The organism is Sphingomonas sp. SRS2, from assembly GCF_000971055.1.
Classification (GTDB): Bacteria; Pseudomonadota; Alphaproteobacteria; order Sphingomonadales; family Sphingomonadaceae; genus Rhizorhabdus.
Map to the genome: position 1 here is coordinate 27,212 of NZ_LARW01000062.1, position 17,757 is coordinate 44,968.

12 protein-coding genes are annotated in these 17,757 nt (G+C 65.2%); 7 read left to right on the forward strand and 5 right to left on the reverse strand.

The genetic code is table 11. The annotated features are described in order from the left end of the window. Positions 1-6: 6 nt before the first annotated feature. From glgA to WP12_RS06215, 7 genes are all read left to right on the forward strand, one after another. Positions 7-1,464, forward strand: coding sequence for a glycogen synthase GlgA (gene glgA / locus WP12_RS06185; protein WP_046192893.1), 1,458 nt, complete (start codon positions 7-9; stop codon positions 1,462-1,464). Then, complete coding sequence (locus WP12_RS06190; RefSeq protein ID WP_046192894.1) at positions 1,461-3,092, forward strand: alpha-D-glucose phosphate-specific phosphoglucomutase; 1,632 nt, start codon at positions 1,461-1,463, stop codon at positions 3,090-3,092. The genes glgA and WP12_RS06190 overlap by 4 nt, the downstream gene beginning before the upstream one ends. 133 nt (positions 3,093-3,225) lie before the next feature. Then, on the forward strand, positions 3,226-5,181 hold the full coding sequence (gene glgX, locus WP12_RS06195) for a glycogen debranching protein GlgX (RefSeq protein WP_235398996.1): 1,956 nt from the start codon (positions 3,226-3,228) through the stop codon (positions 5,179-5,181). Further along, complete coding sequence (gene bglA, locus WP12_RS06200) at positions 5,178-6,809, forward strand: beta-galactosidase BglA (protein ID WP_046192896.1); 1,632 nt, start codon at positions 5,178-5,180, stop codon at positions 6,807-6,809. The genes glgX and bglA overlap by 4 nt, the downstream gene beginning before the upstream one ends. 188 nt (positions 6,810-6,997) lie before the next feature. Then, the gene (locus tag WP12_RS06205) at positions 6,998-9,106 is read left to right on the forward strand and encodes a TonB-dependent receptor (protein ID WP_046192897.1); all 2,109 of its coding nucleotides are present in this window, start codon (positions 6,998-7,000) and stop codon (positions 9,104-9,106) included. 83 nt (positions 9,107-9,189) lie between these two features. Continuing rightward, positions 9,190-11,499, forward strand: coding sequence for a TonB-dependent receptor (locus WP12_RS06210; RefSeq protein WP_084690997.1), 2,310 nt, complete (start codon positions 9,190-9,192; stop codon positions 11,497-11,499). Between the two features lie 60 nt (positions 11,500-11,559). Beyond that, positions 11,560-13,113 carry an alkaline phosphatase D family protein gene (locus WP12_RS06215; protein WP_327196192.1) on the forward strand — a complete coding sequence of 518 codons (1,554 nt, stop codon included), beginning with the start codon at positions 11,560-11,562 and terminating at the stop codon, positions 13,111-13,113. Here the strand turns inward: WP12_RS06215 and WP12_RS23955 are convergent. The 5 genes from WP12_RS23955 to gspL form a co-directional block, all read right to left on the reverse strand. Then, positions 13,100-13,282, reverse strand: coding sequence for a DUF1289 domain-containing protein (locus WP12_RS23955; RefSeq protein ID WP_327196193.1), 183 nt, complete (start codon positions 13,280-13,282; stop codon positions 13,100-13,102). The genes WP12_RS06215 and WP12_RS23955 overlap by 14 nt on opposite strands. A 112-nt stretch (positions 13,283-13,394) precedes the next feature. Continuing rightward, positions 13,395-15,446, reverse strand: a complete 2,052-nt coding sequence (locus WP12_RS06220; protein WP_046192898.1) for a protein-disulfide reductase DsbD family protein — start codon at positions 15,444-15,446, stop codon at positions 13,395-13,397. 44 nt (positions 15,447-15,490) lie between these two features. Then, positions 15,491-16,195: a type II secretion system protein N gene (gene gspN, locus WP12_RS06225; protein ID WP_046192899.1), complete on the reverse strand. Its 705-nt coding sequence runs from the start codon at positions 16,193-16,195 to the stop codon at positions 15,491-15,493. A gap of 11 nt (positions 16,196-16,206) precedes the next feature. Then, positions 16,207-16,677, reverse strand: a complete 471-nt coding sequence (gspM, locus tag WP12_RS06230; RefSeq protein ID WP_046192900.1) for a type II secretion system protein GspM — start codon at positions 16,675-16,677, stop codon at positions 16,207-16,209. After that, positions 16,674-17,756: a type II secretion system protein GspL gene (gene gspL, locus WP12_RS06235; protein ID WP_046192901.1), complete on the reverse strand. Its 1,083-nt coding sequence runs from the start codon at positions 17,754-17,756 to the stop codon at positions 16,674-16,676. Before gspL ends, gspM begins: the two co-directional genes overlap by 4 nt. Position 17,757 lies beyond the last annotated feature (1 nt).

The following is a 17,757-nucleotide window of genomic DNA, read 5'->3' on the forward strand; positions in this document are numbered from 1 at the left end:
CGAACAATGGCCCTGCGCGTCCTGTCGGTCACGTCCGAACTCCATCCCCTCGTCAAGACCGGTGGCCTCGCCGATGTGGCGGGCGCGCCGCCGCCCGCGCCCGCCCCGCATGATATCGAGGTGCGCTCGCTGCTCCCGGCCTATCCGCAGGTGCTGCGCAAGATAGGCAAGGCAAGGGCGGTGCACAGCTACAAGGCGCTGTTCGGCGGGCCTGCCAGGGTGTTGGCAGCGACGGTGAACGGCCTCGACCTGCTGTTGCTCGACTCGCCTGCCCTGTTCGGCAGCCGTGAAGGCGGCCCCTATTCGGACCTGACGGGACATGACTGGGCCGACAACTGGCGACGCTTCGCAGCGCTGTCGGCGGTCGGCGCCGATGTCGCGGCGGGTGCGGTGAAAGGGTGGCAGGCCGATCTGGTCCATGCGCATGACTGGCAGGCGGCGATGACCGCGGCCTATGTCCGCCACGGTCGCGCGCCGGAGACCCCAGTCGTCCTGACCGTCCATAACCTCGCCTTTCAGGGACGGTTCGACACACGGATATTCCCCGACCTGGGCCTTCCCCCGTCTGCCTATTCGCTGGAGGGTGTGGAATATTATGGTGGCGTGGGCTTCCTGAAGGCCGGGCTGCAATATGGCGATGCGATCACCACGGTCAGCCCCACCTATGCCGATGAGATCCGGACGCCGGCCTTTGGCATGGGGCTGGACGGGCTGCTGCGCGGGCGCGGCGATGCCGTGCAGGGTATCGTCAACGGGATCGACACCACAGAATGGGATCCGGCGACCGATCCCAACCTCGCATCGGGTTTCTCGATGCGCTCGCTCGGTACGCGCGGTGGCAATCGGCGCGCGCTGGAAAAACGTTTTGGCCTGAAACGCGGCAAGGGGCCGATCTTCGCGGTGATCAGCCGGCTGACCTGGCAGAAGGGGATCGACCTGATCGTCGATGCGGTCGAACATCTGGTCGCCCATGGCGGACGGCTGGTGGTGCTCGGCTCGGGCGACAGCGCGTTCGAAGGCGCGCTGCTCGCCGCGGCGGCCAGGCATCGCGGAATGATCGGCATCGTGACCGCTTATGACGAACCGCTTGCCCATCTGATCCAGGGCGGCGCCGACGCGATCCTGATCCCGTCGCGCTTCGAGCCTTGCGGACTGACCCAACTTTACGGCCAGCGCTACGGCACCATTCCGATCGCGGCGCGCACCGGCGGCCTTGCCGACACCATCGTCGACGCCAACGAAGCGGCACTCGCCGTGGGTTGCGCCACAGGGCTGCTCCACGAACCCGGTTCCGGGGAAGCCCTGAAAGCGGCGATCAGCCGCGCAATCGCGCTATACTGGGCGCCCGGAGTCTGGCTCGCGATGCGCAAACAGGGCATGCGTGCCGACTATGGATGGGAGCGGAGCAGCGCACGCTACGCCGCGCTGTACCGCTCGCTAATCGACAGGAGCCCGGCCGTATGAGCATCCGCGAGGTCGCGACGAAAGCCTATGACGACCAGAAGCCCGGAACATCGGGGCTGCGCAAGAAAGTGCCTGTGTTCCAGCAGGCCGGATATGCCGAGAATTTCATCCAGTCGATCTTCGACTCGCTCGACGGGTTCGCCGGCACGGCGCTGGTCATCGGCGGCGACGGCCGCTTCTACAATCGCGAGGTGATCCAGACCGCGATCCGCATGGCGGCGGCGAACGGGTTCGGGACGATCATCGTCGGACGCGGCGGCATATTTTCCACCCCGGCAGCGAGCCATATCATCCGCCATTACGGCGCTTTCGGCGGGATCATCCTGTCCGCCAGCCACAATCCCGGCGGACCGAACGAGGACTTCGGGATCAAGTATAATATCTCCAACGGCGGCCCCGCCCCGGAGAAGGTGACCGACGCGATCTATGCGCGCAGCCGGACGATCGGCCGCTACCTGACGCTCGACACGCCGGATGTCGATCTCGACCGGGAAGGCGACACGCGGGTTGGCGACGCGACGGTGCGGATTATCGATCCGGTCGCCGATTATGCCGCGTTGATGGAGAAACTGTTCGATTTCTCTGCCATCCGCAAGCTGATCGATGGCGGTTTCCGCATCGCCTTCGACGCGATGAGCGCCGTCACCGGCCCCTATGCCACCGAGATACTCGAAGGCCGCCTCGGCGCGGCAAGGGGGACGGTGCGCAACGGCATCCCCCTGCCCGATTTCGGCGGGCATCACCCAGACCCCAATCTCGTCCATGCCAAGGACCTCTATGACGAGATGATGGGCCCCGACGCGCCCGATTTCGGCGCGGCATCGGATGGCGACGGCGACCGTAACCTGATCATCGGCAAGGGCATCTTCATCACCCCGTCGGATTCTCTGGCGATGCTGGCCGCCAATGCGCATCTCGCGCCGGGCTATGCGCGCGGCCTGGCCGGGATCGCGCGATCGATGCCGACCAGCGGCGCCGCCGACCGGGTCGCCGAACAGCTGGGCCTGCCGCTGTTCGAGACGCCGACGGGATGGAAGTTCTTCGGCAACCTGCTCGATGCCGGCAAGGCGACGATCTGCGGCGAGGAGAGCGCCGGCACCGGATCGGACCATGTCCGCGAGAAGGACGGCCTGTGGGCGGTGCTGCTCTGGCTCAACATCCTCGCCGTCAGGCAGGAGAGCGTCCGCGCGATCGCCGAGGATCACTGGGCGCGCTTCGGCCGTAACTATTACGCGCGCCACGATTATGAAGGCGTCGACAGCTCCGCCGCCGACGCGCTGATCGCCGAGCTGCGCGGCCGCTTGCCGGCCTTGCCTGGAACGTCGATCGGGGCGTTGCGTATCCAGGCTTCCGATGATTTCGCCTATCTCGATCCGGTCGACGGATCGCAGAGCGCCAGGCAGGGCATCCGCATATTGTTCGAGGGCGGATCGCGCATCGTCTTCCGCCTGTCGGGCACCGGCACCACGGGCGCGACGATCCGCGTCTATATCGAGCGCTATGAAGCGGTAGGCGGCGATCTCGCGCGCGAGACCGGGGATGCCATCGCCGACTTGATCGTCGCAGCGGAAGAATTGTCGGGGATCGAGCGGCATACGGGGCGGACAGCACCGGATGTGGTGACGTGAAGCGAGTTCAAACCCGTCGCCCCAGCGAGGGCTGGGCCCCATGTCGCTCACGACCCGCTACGGCATCTGACAAGGCGAGAGACATGGATGCCAGCCTTCGCTGGCATGACGGAAAAAACTGAAGATGACGGGCGTGCCTCCTGAACGTTTCGGCGCCACGATCACCTCCGACGGCGTCCATTTCGCGCTCTGGTCCGAAACCGCCACCGCAGCGTGGGTCTCGATCTTCGACGCTGACGACGCCGAAATCGATCGCGTCGCGCTGGAGCGCGGTCCTGCCGATATCTTCCAGGCCGTCGTTCCGGGTCTTGGCGAAGGCACGCGCTATGGTTTCCGTACCGATGGCCCCTATGAGCCTTCGCAGGGGGATTGGTTCGATCCCGCGAAGCTCCTCGCCGATCCCCATGCCGTCACGATCGATCGGCCCTATGCCTATGACGCCCGGCTGGGCGCGCGCCGCGACGAGGCGATCGATACCGCGCCGCTGATGCCCAAGGCGGTCGTTTCCGCCCTGCCCGCCCCCGTTCCGCACCGCCCGCCAAGCTTTATACCGGGCGGCCTGATCTATGAGGTCAACGTCCGTGGCTTCACCATGCTCCACCCGGAGATTCCGCAAAAGCAGCGCGGCACGATCGCAGCATTGTGCCATCCGGCGATCATCGCGCATCTCAGGAAGATCGGCGTTACCGCGATCGAACTGATGCCGATCACCGCCTGGATCGATGAGCGCCATCTCGGTCCGCTCGGCCTGTCGAACAGCTGGGGCTATAATCCGGTGGGCTTCATGGCGCTGGATCCGAGGCTGGCTCCCGGCGGCCTCGCGGAGTTGCGGCGCACGGTCGAAACGCTGCACGGCGAAGGCATTTCGGTGCTGCTCGACGTCGTCTTCAATCATAGCGGCGAGAGCGATGCGCAGGGTCCGACGCTCTCCCTGCGCGGTATCGATAACCACGCCTATTTCAGCACGGTCCGCGACGAGCCCGGCACGCTCGCCAATGACAGCGGCTGTGGCAATACGCTCAACTGCGATCATCCGGCCACCCGCCGGCTGATCCTCGACGCGATGCGGCACTTCGTCTGCCATGCGGGGATCGACGGCTTTCGCTTCGACCTCGCGCCGATCCTCGGCCGTTCGCGCGACGGGTTCGAGCCTGACGCAGCCTTCTTTCGCGAACTGCGGCGCGACCCGCTATTGAACGACCGCATCCTGATCGCCGAACCCTGGGACATCGGTCCGGGGGGCTATCAACTCGGCAATTTACGCGAGCCTTTCCTCGAGTGGAACGACCGGTACCGCGACGACGTCCGCCGCTTCTGGCGCGGCGATCCGCACAGCATCGGCGATCTCGCGACCCGGCTTGCCGGCTCGTCGGACATTTTCGGCGGTCATGGTCGGACGCACAGCCGCAGCGTCAACTTCATTACCGCGCATGACGGTTTCACCCTCGCCGACCTGACCCAATATGCGGCCAAGCATAATGAAGCCAATGGCGAAGCGAACCGCGATGGCCACAATGATAATTTCAGCTGGAATAACGGCATCGAGGGAGCGAGCGACGATCCAGCGATCACCGCAGCGCGCTATTCCGATCGCAAGGCTTTGCTCGCCACCCTGTTCGCTTCGCGCGGCACGATCATGCTGACCGCAGGTGACGAGTTCGGCCGCAGCCAGCAGGGCAATAACAATGCCTATGCACAGGACAACGCGATCAGCTGGATCGATTGGGCTGGCCGCGACAGGGCGCTGGAGGATTTCGTCGCCCGCCTCGCCGCCATTCGCGCCGCGCATCCCGAGATCGCCGATCCCGTGCTGCTGGGCGGCGCCGATGTCGAGTGGACGTCCTTCGACGGCCGCCCGTTCGAGGATGAAGACTGGCACGACCCCAAGACGGCAAGCATCGTTATGCTGCTCCATCTGCCCGAACAGCCCCGGCGCATCGCGGTCGCCTTCAACCGCACCGACGAGGCGCTGTCGGTCGGTCTGCCGCCGAAGCCAGGTCATCATTGGCGACGGCTGGACGAAGACGGTGGTGCGCTGACGCTGCCGCCGCGCTCGGTCGCCTATCTGATCGAGGAAGCATCGGCATGACGAACGATCACGACCACGGGCGGGACTGGTGGCGCGGCGCGGTGATCTATCAGGTCTATCCACGCTCGTTCCAGGACAGCAATGGCGACGGGATCGGCGATCTCAAAGGGATTACCGCGCGGCTCGATCATATCGCTTCGCTGGGCGTCGACGCGATCTGGGTATCGCCCTTCTTCAAGTCGCCGATGGCCGACATGGGCTATGACGTTTCGGACTATCGCGACGTCGACCCGATGTTCGGCACGCTCGCCGATTTCGACGCGATGCTTGCCCGCGCGCATGAATTAGGCCTGCGCATCATCATCGATCAGGTGCTGAGCCACACATCCGATCAGCATGCCTGGTTCAGGGAGAGCCGGGCGAGCCGCGCCAATGCCAAGGCCGACTGGTATGTCTGGGCCGATGCGAAGCCCGATGGCACCGCGCCGAACAACTGGCTGTCGATCTTCGGCGGGCCCGCCTGGGAATGGGACGGGACGCGGATGCAATATTATATGCACAGCTTCCTGGCGTCGCAGCCCGACATCAACTTCCATTCGCCCGAAGCGCGCGACGCGCTGATCGAGGCGATGCGCTTCTGGCTCGATCGAGGGGTCGACGGCTTCCGCCTCGATGCCTGTAATCATTATCTTCACGACGCCCAGCTCCGCGACAATCCGCCGACGAAGCGCGCGTCGGCGCATGATGTGCCGGACACCAACCCCTATGGCTTTCAGGAGCATCTGTACGACAAGACCCAGCCCGAAAACCTGGCCTTCCTGAGACGGGTTCGCGCGCTGCTCAACGAATATCCAGGCACGATCGCGGTTGGGGAGGTGGGCGATGGCGATCGGTCGCCCGCGACGGTGGGGCTCTATACCTCGGGCGGGGACACGCTCCATTTCTGCTATACGTTCGACCTGTTCGGCCCCGATTTCTCGGGGGATTATTTCCGCGCGACGGTCAGCAAGTTCGAAGAGGCGGCGCAGGACGGCTGGGTCTGCTGGGCGTTCTCCAACCATGATGTCATCCGCCATGTCAGCCGCTTCACCCGGCCGGGTGACGACCCCGACCGGATCGCCCGGCTATCGCTCGCCATCCTCATAGCGCTGCGCGGCACGATCTGCCTCTATCAGGGCGAGGAACTGGCGCTGCCAGAGGCCGAGATAGCGTTCGAGGATTTGCGCGATCCCTATGGCATCCGCTTCTGGCCTGCGTTCAAGGGCCGTGACGGCTGCCGGACGCCGATGCCGTGGACGGCAAAGGACAGCGAAGCGGGCTTTTCGACCGGCAAACCCTGGCTCCCCGTCCCCGCTCAGCACCGGACGCGCGCGGTCGATGTGCAGGAAGGCAACAAGCGCACGGTACTCGCCTTCTATCGCGAGGCGCTGGCCTTTCGCCGTAATTGCCTGTCGATCCGGTGCGGCGACATCGATTTCGTCGAGGCCAGCGAAGACATATTGGCGTTCACGCGCAGCCATCGCGGCGAGACCACCCTGTGCCTGTACAATCTGTCACGCGAGCCGTTGGACTGGACCCTGCCCGCCGCCTTTACCAGTGCGATCGTCGATCCGATCTCGGCGCCGGGGATTACCCTCAACCGTAAGAAGGCGCGGCTCCCCGGCCGAAGCTGGGCCTTTTTGCGCTGATCGGCATCACCTGCCATTCTGCATGACGGATGGCGGAAATATCGCTCAGGGACGGCGGAAAGCCGATGCGCCGGCGTTATCTGCCGATGGGGAAATAGCCGCACATTTCCGCCCCGCGGCGTATAAAGTTCTTGATATAGTATATCATCCCTTTTATCGAGGCGCCAAGATAAAGGGAATGATATAGCATGACACGTACCACGGCGCTGAAATTCTCGGTGGCGGTCCTCGGCCTTTCCACCACCCTCCCCGCTTTCGCCAGTGAAGCCGAGCCCGATTATCACAAGCCCGGTTCGTCCGAGATCATCGTCACCGCTCCAATCCATCGCGATCGGATGGATCTATTGTCGGGCGCGTCAGTACTGACTGGCGCCCAGCTGACCACAGCGCTGCGCCCGACGATCGGCGAGACGCTCGGACACACGCCCGGCGTATCGGCTACCTCCTTCGGGCCGAACGCGTCACGGCCGATCCTGCGCGGCCTGCAAGGCGAGCGCGTTCGCGTCCTGACCGATGGTATCGGCTCGGTCGACGTGTCGAATACCAGCGTAGATCATGCCGTGGTCGTCAATCCGCTGCTCGCCGAACGGGTCGAGGTGCTACGCGGCCCGGTCGCGCTGCTCTATGGCTCCGCAGCGATCGGTGGGGTCGTCAATGTGATCGACAAGCGCATACCGCGCGCCATTCCCGACGAACCGATCCATGTCGCCGCCATCGCCAGCTACGGCAGCGCCGCCAGCGAGCGTTCGGCGGGCGTATCGATCGACGCGCCGATCGGGGGCGGCTTCGTAGCGCATCTTGACGGCAGCTATCTGAAGACCGACGATCTGCGGATTGGCGGGCATGCGCTGACCCGGCAGGGCCGCGCCGATGCGCTTGCCTCGGCGCTGCTTCCGTCCGATCCGGATGCCGATGAGCCCATCGATTTCGCGGCCAATGCGGCGATCCGCGGCAAGCTGCCCAACAGCGCAGCCAAGACCTGGGTCGCGGGCGCCGGTCTGTCCTATATTAACGGCGACAGCCATTATGGCCTGTCCTACAGCCGCTATGACAGCCTGTATGGCGTGCCTATCCGGCTCGCGACCCTGCCTGGCCAGGAGCAGGAAGCCCCGCGCATCGACATAGTCCAGAACCGGCTCGACGCGCGGGCGGAGATCGCGACGGGCGGCGCGGTGATCGAGAAGATCCGGGCTCGGCTCGCTTACGCCCAATATCGGCATTTCGAACTCGAGCCGGATGGCGCCATCGGCACCCGCTTCGACAATCATGGCTATGAAGGCCGAATAGAGCTCGTCCAGGCCGGCCGCGGCGCTTGGCATGGGGCGACCGGCATGCAGTTCCTGTCGCGCGATTTCGACGTCGCGGGTGAGGAAGCCTTCCTGCCGCGCAACGCCACGCAACAGATCGGCGTCTTCACGCTTCAGCAACTCGACTATGGACAGGTGAAGGTCGAGGGCGGCGTCCGCTATGAAAAGACATGGCTGTCATCGACTCCGTTCGAGGATCAGCCGCAATTCTTCAGCGGGAACCGGAATTTCGATGCGGTATCGGCGTCGCTGGGTGCATCCTATGGACTGAACGCCAACTGGCGGGTCGGTGCGAACCTGCTGCGCACCGAACGCGCGCCATCGGCCGAAGAACTGTTCGCCAACGGCCCCCATGCCGGCACCGAAGCCTTCGAAATCGGCGATCCCGATTTTCGCAAGGAAAAGAGCTGGGGCGTCGAAGCGGTCGTCCATGGCAAGGGAGCTGGCTTCACCATCGACGCCTCGGTCTACCATAGCTGGTTCGACAACTTCATCTATGACAGTCCGGACGGGACGCTCGAAGACGGCCTGCCAGTCTTCCGCAACTTTCAGGCGAAGGCGCGCTATTATGGTGCGGAGATCGAGGGAACGCTCGATCTGGCGACTGTCGGCGCTTTTGCGGTCAAGGCGGACGCGCTGGCCGACTATGTCCATGCCGAAATCGTCGGCGTAGGTCCCGCGCCGCGCATTCCGCCCCTGCGCTTGTTGGGCGGGCTGAGCGCCGCAAGCGATCGGATCGATGGCCGGGTCGAGGTCGAATGGACCGACAAAGCGCGTCGTCTCTCCGCCTTCGAGACCGGCACGCGCGGGTTCACGATGGTCAACGCATCGCTGAATTTCCGTCCACTGGCGGCACAGCCGGGAACGACCATCGTCCTTTCGGCCAATAATATATTCGACGTGAATGCGCGCCGTCACGCGAGCTATCTGAAAGATTTCGCGCCGCTGGCAGGCCGCGATATCCGCGTAACCGCGCGTGTCAGCCTATGAATACCAAAATAGATAGATATGGCCCCGTGACGATGTAGCTTTTTCTGGAACGGGCGTTCGATGTCGTCTAACGACCGTCGCGCATGAGGGGCCATGACATCTTCTTCCGCTATGCCAAGCCACGCGGAATTAGTTGGCGTTACCTGCTGACATCATTGTCAATCATCGCCTTTGCCGATGTGCCGGTCCTGGCCGCGGACGATGTCGACGCGATCCTCGTCGTCGGTCAGCGCGATCGTCCGATCAGCATCGAACCCCGCGGCCTGTCGGTCAGCCTGGGCAAGAAGGAGTTCGCCGGGGTAAATGCAGCGAATGTCGAGGACCTTATCAAATATGCGCCCGACTTCTTCGTGCGCAGCCGCTTCATAGGCGACAATGCCGCCGTCGTCGGCTTCCGGGGCACACATACGACGCAAAGTGCTCGCGCACTGGTGATGGTCGATGGGTTCGTGATTTCGAACTTCCTCGGCAACAGCTTCGCCTTCCCGCCTGCCTGGGGAATCATAAGCCCCGGTGAAGTCAGCCAGTTCGATATCGTCTACGGTCCCTATTCAGCACGCTATACCGGCAATTCGATGGGCGGGATCGTCAACATCACCACCCGCGCGCCCGAACGGACCGAAGCGTTCGGCACCGTACAGGGCTTCATCCAGCCCTATCGCCAATATGGCTCGCAAGAGAGCCTGTGGGGCGGAGCGATTGAGGGCGGTGTCGGCTTCCGGCAGAAGGACGGCCCCTTCTCGCTCCGTATCTCGGGCCGGCGGCTGCGGAACAACACCCAACCATTGCTTTTCTATCAGCTCACGCCGGCGACGCCCGGTGCGCCCGCGACGCCGATCAGTGGGGGCGTGGTCGATCCCGACTTGCTGATCAAGACGCCGATAGCCGGCGACTATGCCACCGCACATACGAAGCAGGATCAGGCGCGCGCGCAACTCCGCTTCGACAGTGGCGACATTCGTGTCGAAGCGCTGTTCACCTATTGGTGGAATAGCGACAGCCAGCTCGATCCCAGAACCTATCTGCGCGGCGCGAATGGACAGCCCTTTTACGGATCGCAGGCGAACGGCGGCCGGGTGTTGCTCAACGGCGCGGCCTACACGCTCAATCCCTTTCTCAGTTTCAACCAGGGCATCGCCGACAAGGACGAGTGGCTGGCGGGTCTGAAGATCGCCGCGCCGTTGCTCGGCTTCGACATCAGCGCCAACCTGTCGACCCTCCAGTTCGATCGCCAGACGACACGCCGCTCGAACGGCTATCTGTCGGGGCTGAGGGGCGGGCCGGGAATCCTGATCGAACAGGGCCCGACCGACTGGTACACGCTTGATCTGACCGCGGCGCGAACGATCGGCGCGCACGCGATCGCGGTCGGGCTCAACGCGAACCGCTACCGCACCAGCCAGCTGGGCTTCGGCACGACGCGCTGGCGCGAGGCCGCAGGCCGCAACTTCATCAGCCGGACGGGCGGCAATAGCCGGCTGATCGGAATCTTCGCCGAAGACGAGATCAGCCTCGCCGATGGCCTGACCGTTACGCCGGGCCTTCGCGCCGACTTCTGGCGATCCTATGACGGCCGCCGCGTCATCGGTGCGGCTGTCACGCGCTACGCGCCGCGCCGCGACCATCGGGTCGACCCTAAACTTTCCGCGCGCTGGGCTTTCGCGCTCCGCTGGGCCGCCGAACTGAGCCTCGCCACCGCGACGCGCTTTCCGACCGTCGGGGAACTGTTCCAGGGATCGCTCAATGGCGACGGGTCGTTCAACACGACCAGCTTCGATCCGACTCTGAAACCGGAACGCAGCCGGGACGCCAATCTGCTGCTTCGCCATGATCTCGGTCCCGTCAGGCTTACCGGCAGCCTATTCTATCAGCGGGTGCGCGACAGCATCTTCAGCTATCTCGGCTTCAACGCAGCTGGGGTCGCAAGCCTGACCTTCCGTAATATCGATATAACCCGCCAATATGGCGTCGAGATCATCGCCGAGACCCGCAACTGGCCGTTCGAAGGCCTCGATCTGGATGCGAATGCCGCGCGGATCGACGCCATCACCGTCAGGAACCGCGCCGACCCGGCGTCAGAGGGCGTGCAGTTCGCGCGCATCCCGAAATGGCGGCTCAACGCCAATCTGCGCTACCGGATCGACCAAGCCACCGATATCGCCCTTGGCGCACGCTACGCATCGCGGCCGAACAGCGACATCGACGGGCTCCAGCGCGGCGATACCTATGGCTATACGTCCGAACTGCTGCAGATCGACGCCAGGCTCAGCCATCGGATAAGCGAGCAGCTTCGCGTTGCCGCTGGCGTCAACAACCTGACCAACGACAAAGCCTGGGTCTTCAATCCGACATCGCAGCGCACCTTCCTGATAGAAGCGGGCTGGACGCTGTAAAAGCCGCTGGAGTCGGTGAATTCACCGCGTCATAAGGCTGCAATGCTGGAGGCGCAGTCGATGACGATGATTTCCCGCCGCGACCTTCTCATCGGCGCCGGCGCCGGCCTGATCGGCGCCCCCGCCATCCTCCGCGCGCAGCAGCTTTTCACCGCCTTTCCCTTCCGCCTCGGCATCGCCTCCGGCGATCCCAGCCATGACGGCTTCGTGATCTGGACGCGGCTGTGCCCCGATCCGTTCGACGAACATGGCGGCATGCCGACCGCGCCGGTCGATGTCGACTGGGTGGTCTATGAGGATGAAGCCATGCGCCGGGTGGCTCAGAAGGGGGTCGAGCGGGCCTGGCCCGAGCTGGGCCATTCGATCCATGTCGAGATCTCCGGACTGCAACCAGACCGGCCCTATTGGTACCGCTTCATGGTAGGACGCGAGAAGACGGTACTGGGTCGCACCCGCACCATGCCGCTACCCGGCAAGCCACTCGCCCATATCCGCTTCGGGGTCGCGGGATGCCAGCATTATGAGGACGGCTATTTTACCGCGTTCGACCATCTTTCCCGCGAGGATGTCGCCTTCGTCTGGCATTATGGCGACTATATCTATGAGGACCGCGCGCGGCAGGTGAATTACGGGCGCGACGGATCGCCGCGCGTCCATGTCCGCGATCATGTCGGCACTGATTGCTATACAATCGGCGATTACCGGCGGCGCTATGCGCAGTATAAGATGGATCCCGACCTCCAGAGCGCGCATCTCGCGGCGCCATGGTTCACGACCTTCGACGATCATGAGGTGGTCGATAACTGGACGGCAACGACCAGTCCCTATCAGAGCCGCCCCGAACTTGCCGCGATCCGCCGCGCGGCGGCGATGCAGGCCTATTATGAGCATATGCCGCTGCGCCGCAGCTCGATGCCGACCGGCGGATCGATGCAGCTTTATCGCCGGGCGCAGTTCGGCGACCTGCTCAAGGCGCATTTCCTCGATACCCGCCAATATCGCAGCGCCCAGCCCTGTACCGGATCGTTCGAGCCGATCTGTGCCGGCGTCGCGGATCCGCGCCCGACGGTGCTGGGCGATGCGCAGGAAGCCTGGTTGCGCGAAGGTCTTTCCGCGAAAGACAGCCACTGGAACCTGATCGCCCAGCAGGTCATGATGATGCCGCTCGACCGGCGCACCGGAGCGGGCCCGGCGGAACTGCGCAATATGGACAGCTGGGGCGGCTATGATGCCGCGCGCGAGCGGCTGCTCGGGAGCCTCGACGGCCTTGGCAATATCGTGGTGATGACCGGCGACGAGCATCAGAATTTCGCAGGCGAATTACGGCGCGACGCCGGCCGGGGCAAGGCGGTTGCGGTCGAGCTGGTGACGACGTCGATCAGTTCCGGCGGCAATCAGTGGATCAAGCCCGAGGCTGCCCGATATATCAAGGCCGCCAACCCCTTCTTGCGATATTCGAGCGACCGGCGCGGCTATGTGCTGTGTGACGTCACGCCTACGCGCTGGCAGGCGAGCTTCCGGGGCGTCGACCAGATAACCGCGCGTGGCGGCGCGATCTCGACCCTTGCCACCGCGACGATCGAGCATGGCAGGCCCGCGCTCAGGATTTCCTGATCGACCGGCTTTTCAGCCGCTCGAGCACGATATGCTTCCAGCGGTCGTCGGCCGCGCCCCAGGCCGCGATTTCATCGAGCGTACGCCGGCATCCCTGGCAATAACCGCTGTCGCGGTCGATCACGCAGATCTGATTGCAGGGAGATGGGACGGCCATGCCTTTTGCCATTCCCCAAGCCGGCGTCTGTGACAAGCCGCGTTTTAGGGGTCTACAGGTCGTCGCTTTTTTGCCGGGCGCATGGCGGACGGAACCGGATCACCCTGGCCGCCTGAGGCCGGTGTCAGGCGGCGAGCGCGGTAAGTGTCGCGGGCGTCAATATCTGCGGCAGCGTCTCGGTCCGTCCGTCGCGACGATAGAATAGATAGAGCGGCACGCCCGAGCGGCCCCGCGCCTCCAGGAACCGGCCGATCGCCGGATCGCCGTTGGTCCAGTCGCCGACCATCACCACCACGCCGGCCCCGGCGAAATGATCACGGACCGCCTGCCGCTCGATCGCGGCTTTCTCATTCACTTTGCATGTCAGGCACCAGTCGGCGGTGAAGTAGAGAAAGACCGGCTTTCTTTCGGCCAGCAGCGCGGCGAGCCGCGCCTCACTGAAGGGTTCGGCATCGCCTTTGGCGGCTTCGCTCGCCGGTGCCGCCGCCGTGCCCGCCGGCACCAGCAGGATTGCCGCCATGGCCGCCGCCACGACCGGAAGGACGGGCGCCCAGCTGAAACGCTTTCCATGCGTTTGCCGCGCCCCTACCCACCATAGCGCCAGGCCGAGCAGCAGCGCCGCACCGATGCCCACCACCATCTGGTCGACCCCCGCCTGACGCCCCAATATCCAGGCGAGGCCAAGCGCGGTCGCGAACATCGGCACGGACAATATCCGCCGCATCCGGTCCATCCACGCGCCGGGTTTGGGCAGCAGACGCCGTAACGACGGCATGAAGCCGATCAGCAGGAAGGGCAAGGCGAGCCCCAGGCCCAAGCCGGCGAAGATAGCTACCGCCGCGACGGGCGGCAGCAACAACGCCGCGCCGACCGCGCCCGCCATGAACGGCCCGCTGCATGGCGTGGCGATCAGCGCAGCAAGCACGCCCGTCCAGAATGCCGGCGCCGCGCCCTGCCCGCGGGTCATCGCTTCGCCAAGGCCGACCGCGCGCAGCTCAAACAGTCCGGCGAGGTTCAGGCTGATTGCCGTGACCAGCAGCAGCAGGAACAGCACCATGCGGGGATCCTGAAGCTGGAATCCCCACCCGGCGGCCAAACCGCCCGCCCGCAGCGACAGCAGGGCCAGCGCCAGCAAGATGCAGCTCAGGATGACGCCGCCGCTATAGGCTAGCGCTTCGACCCGCGCCTTGCCATCGGTCTCCCCGCCGCGCGCAAGGCTCAGCGCCTTGAGGCTGAGGATCGGAAAGACGCAAGGCATCGCGTTGAGCAACAATCCGCCCAGCACCGCCCCGCCCAGCGCCAGCAGAAATATCCGCCACCCGCCCTCGGGCGCGGCGTCGCCGGACGAGAAGACCGGAATACCCGCCGCAGGTACCGTGCCCGGCCGCGCGGCGAGCGACAGGCCGCGGTCGGGGCCGATCGCGATGACGCCTTCGATCGTGCCGGCGGGCTCGGCATATTTCGCGGCCTTCGCCTCGACGATCAGCCGGTCGCCCCGGCGGCTGATGATCTGCGGCGCGGCATAATCGATCACATTGTCGGTCGCCGGATAGAAATAGGGGTCGGCCACGGCCCGGCTCGCGGGCAAGGGGATCGCGATCCTGACTTTGCCGGCCTTCGTCTCGAAACTCGCAGGCTGACCGAGCGGCATGGGCAGCCTGGCCCGCCAACCATCGAAGCGCCCCCGTGCGGCGGGCGTGACAGCACCGTCGCCAATGACGAGGTCGAGCGACACCGGCCCCTGTTCTGGAACGCAGATCACCGGCGAACAGGCGAGCCAGCGCGCCTTGCCACGGAGAGCAAGCGGCGTTCCGGGCTTCGCGTCCCTCGGCACGGTCAAGGTCATCAGCAGCGCATAGGGCCGCTCATAGACATAGTTCATCAGCCCTTGGACAATCAGGCGCTGCGGCACCGGATAACGCATCGCCCCGGCCGTTGCGCCGTTCGGCAGCGCCCAGGCGATATCGGCTGGCGCCCCCGCATCGCCCGGATTGATCCAATAGCCGTGCCAGTCGCGCTCAGGCGTCATTGTCAATGCCAGCGTGATCCGGCTGCCCGGCGCGGGGCGCATCGTTTCGGCATCTAGGCGTGCGCGGATATGCGCGGCTTCGGCGGCCACGCCGCCAACCAGCAACAGCACGATCCACAGCCGGGCAAGGAAGCTCAACATTCGCATGGGCGGATTATGGCCCTGTCGGCGCCGGCTGGGAAGCCATCCGATCAGAGACTGCGCTCCTCCTCATAGGCATAGCCATCGCCATTGCGCACGAAGCCCTTTGACAGCAGAAACTCCCCGAGCCTCGACATCGTCGGCCGGACGAAGGCACGCACCCGGAATTTGGTCATCGACAACATGGTAATCTGCTGCTGCTCGCGCCCGCTCAGGCTGGCGAGGTCGAAGGCAAGCTTACCGTCACGGCACAGCGCAGGCCCGGTCATCTCGCCGGGGAGACCGACCGCCGGGAGCGCTCCCGACAGATAGGCGCGGACCTCGCCGCGCCCGTCGGCGCATTCGCCGCCGGGGAAGCGCGCGCTCAGATTGTCGACGATCAGCGTGACGCCACCAATTGGCGGAGGCCCCGCCATAGCCGGCATGCCGACCGTGAAATCGTCGATACCCGCGCCGCCCAGGCCATAGCTGAACACACCGCCAAGGCGCGAAACTTCGTCGCTGCCCGCGATGTTGAGCTTGATCCGACCATTGGAGATATCATCGAGCGAAAGCTTGCTGTGGACATCGCCGAGCTCGATCTTGCCGAGCCGCGCGTCATAAAGCTGCCCTTCCCAGAGATTGCCTTCGATCTGTGAAGCTTCCAGCCCGAACTTGCGCAGCTGGAGCAGGTCTACAGCGGTCGAGAGCGGCACCAACGGGATCGCCGCGAACGCCGCCGCCACTATTACCAGAAACCAGAATATCGTCTTCATCTCGCCCCCCTTCAGCGCGCTCGTTCGAGCCGCACTGAAACCGTTAATGTCTTATCGTCGTTCGCCCGCGCCGACAGCCGGGTGACGAACAGCCCGCGCCGCGCCTTCATCGCCGCGAGCCATGCGAAGAAAGGCTGCGGCCGCACTGCCGCGATCACCAGCAGCGCGCCGTCGCCATCGCGAGTAACGCCCGTGACCGTGAAGCCCGCACGTTCCGCCTCGCCCGCCACCAGCCTCTCGACCGGCGCGGGATTGCGGGCGGGCCGATCGGCGGCGCGGATCTTCCCCGCCATCAACAGCACGTCGGCAAGCGCACGGGCATCGGCGTCGCGCGCCAGTTGCGCGCGCTCGATCGCATGGCCGATGGGCCGGGCCACACCGTAAAAGGCGATCAGCGGCACGGCGATCACGGCAAGCAGGATCAGCAGCCCATGTTCGCGCGGCGTGCGTTCGCGCCACCAGGCCATCGTCGCGTCGATCATGGCCGGTATATCCGGATATCGGTTGTGCCCTGCCCCGCGCCACCGGCCTCGACGGTCAGCCCGCCCGATCCGATCCGGCGCACGAGTTCGGCAAGATCGGCGGCGCTGGCCGTGCGCACCCGCGCGGAAAGGACGCCGCTATCGTCGAAGCCGACATCGGCGAGTTCGACATTGGGCGTCTGCCGCACCGCGCCAAATAATATCGCTGCTCCGTCGACGAACCCCATGCCCGGTCCCTGCAGGCGTTCCAGCCGCCGCTGAAGGACCGCGCGGGGATCCTCAGGCGCTTGGCCCAGGCCCAATGTGGCGCGCGCTACATTGCCGGCTTCCTGCCGCATCTGATGGCTGTCCCAGCTTATCCGAGCCAGACGCGCCACAGGGATCAGTACGAGCAGGATAGCAGCGGCCACCGCATAGCGGATCATCCGCCCGCGCCATCCGGAATCGATCCGCCAGGCACGACGGCGACGCCATACGCCCTGCCGCAGGTCGAGCGGGAGCGCGGCGAGCGCCGAGGGTAGCTCGGCTTCGAAGCGAGCATCGTCCATCGGCTCGACATCCTGACCCGTCAGCATCACCTCGGCCAGATCGGGTTCGATCGCGAATGCCAGCGCGTGGCCGTGGACCAGGGTGCGGCCCGGACGCGCCCACATCCGCGCCGGTCCCTCGCCATAGGCGATGAGCAGCGGCAGCGGAACGATATGGTCGATCTCTACGCCGGCATCGGCGGCCCATTCGACCCACGCAGCGATTCGCGCCGTGGCGATCGCGGCGACGAGGCGTTGCCCGCCATGTACCCGGCCGATCGCGATATGAAGCGCGCCGACCGGCCCGAGACTTGTCTCCCCGATCGCTATCCGCGCCGCTGTGAGCGCCTGCGGCTCGGTCAGCGGCGGCAGGTCGATCCAGCGCATCGCCACCTCGCTGCCGAGCAGCAAAAGGAAAACCCGTTCGTCCTCGCCGGGTTGGGGCAAACCATCGATCCGCGATCCGCGCGCGATGACGCGGTCGTCGGCGAGCCGGAGCCACCCCTCGATGACGCCGACCTCATCTTCGGCAAATAGCAGGAGCGCGCGCATC

Coding starts and splice junctions, on each gene's coding strand:
- glgA (WP_046192893.1), top strand. CDS start 7: ATGGCCCTGCGCGTCCTGTCGGTCACGTCCGAACTCCATCCCCTCGTC.
- WP12_RS06190 (WP_046192894.1), top strand. CDS start 1,461: ATGAGCATCCGCGAGGTCGCGACGAAAGCCTATGACGACCAGAAGCCC.
- bglA (WP_046192896.1), top strand. CDS start 5,178: ATGACGAACGATCACGACCACGGGCGGGACTGGTGGCGCGGCGCGGTG.
- WP12_RS06205 (WP_046192897.1), top strand. CDS start 6,998: ATGACACGTACCACGGCGCTGAAATTCTCGGTGGCGGTCCTCGGCCTT.
- WP12_RS06210 (WP_084690997.1), top strand. CDS start 9,190: ATGAGGGGCCATGACATCTTCTTCCGCTATGCCAAGCCACGCGGAATT.
- WP12_RS06215 (WP_327196192.1), top strand. CDS start 11,560: ATGACGATGATTTCCCGCCGCGACCTTCTCATCGGCGCCGGCGCCGGC.
- WP12_RS23955 (WP_327196193.1), bottom strand. CDS start 13,282: ATGGCAAAAGGCATGGCCGTCCCATCTCCCTGCAATCAGATCTGCGTG.
- WP12_RS06220 (WP_046192898.1), bottom strand. CDS start 15,446: ATGCGAATGTTGAGCTTCCTTGCCCGGCTGTGGATCGTGCTGTTGCTG.
- gspN (WP_046192899.1), bottom strand. CDS start 16,195: ATGAAGACGATATTCTGGTTTCTGGTAATAGTGGCGGCGGCGTTCGCG.
- gspM (WP_046192900.1), bottom strand. CDS start 16,677: ATGATCGACGCGACGATGGCCTGGTGGCGCGAACGCACGCCGCGCGAA.
- gspL (WP_046192901.1), bottom strand. CDS start 17,756: ATGCGCGCGCTCCTGCTATTTGCCGAAGATGAGGTCGGCGTCATCGAG.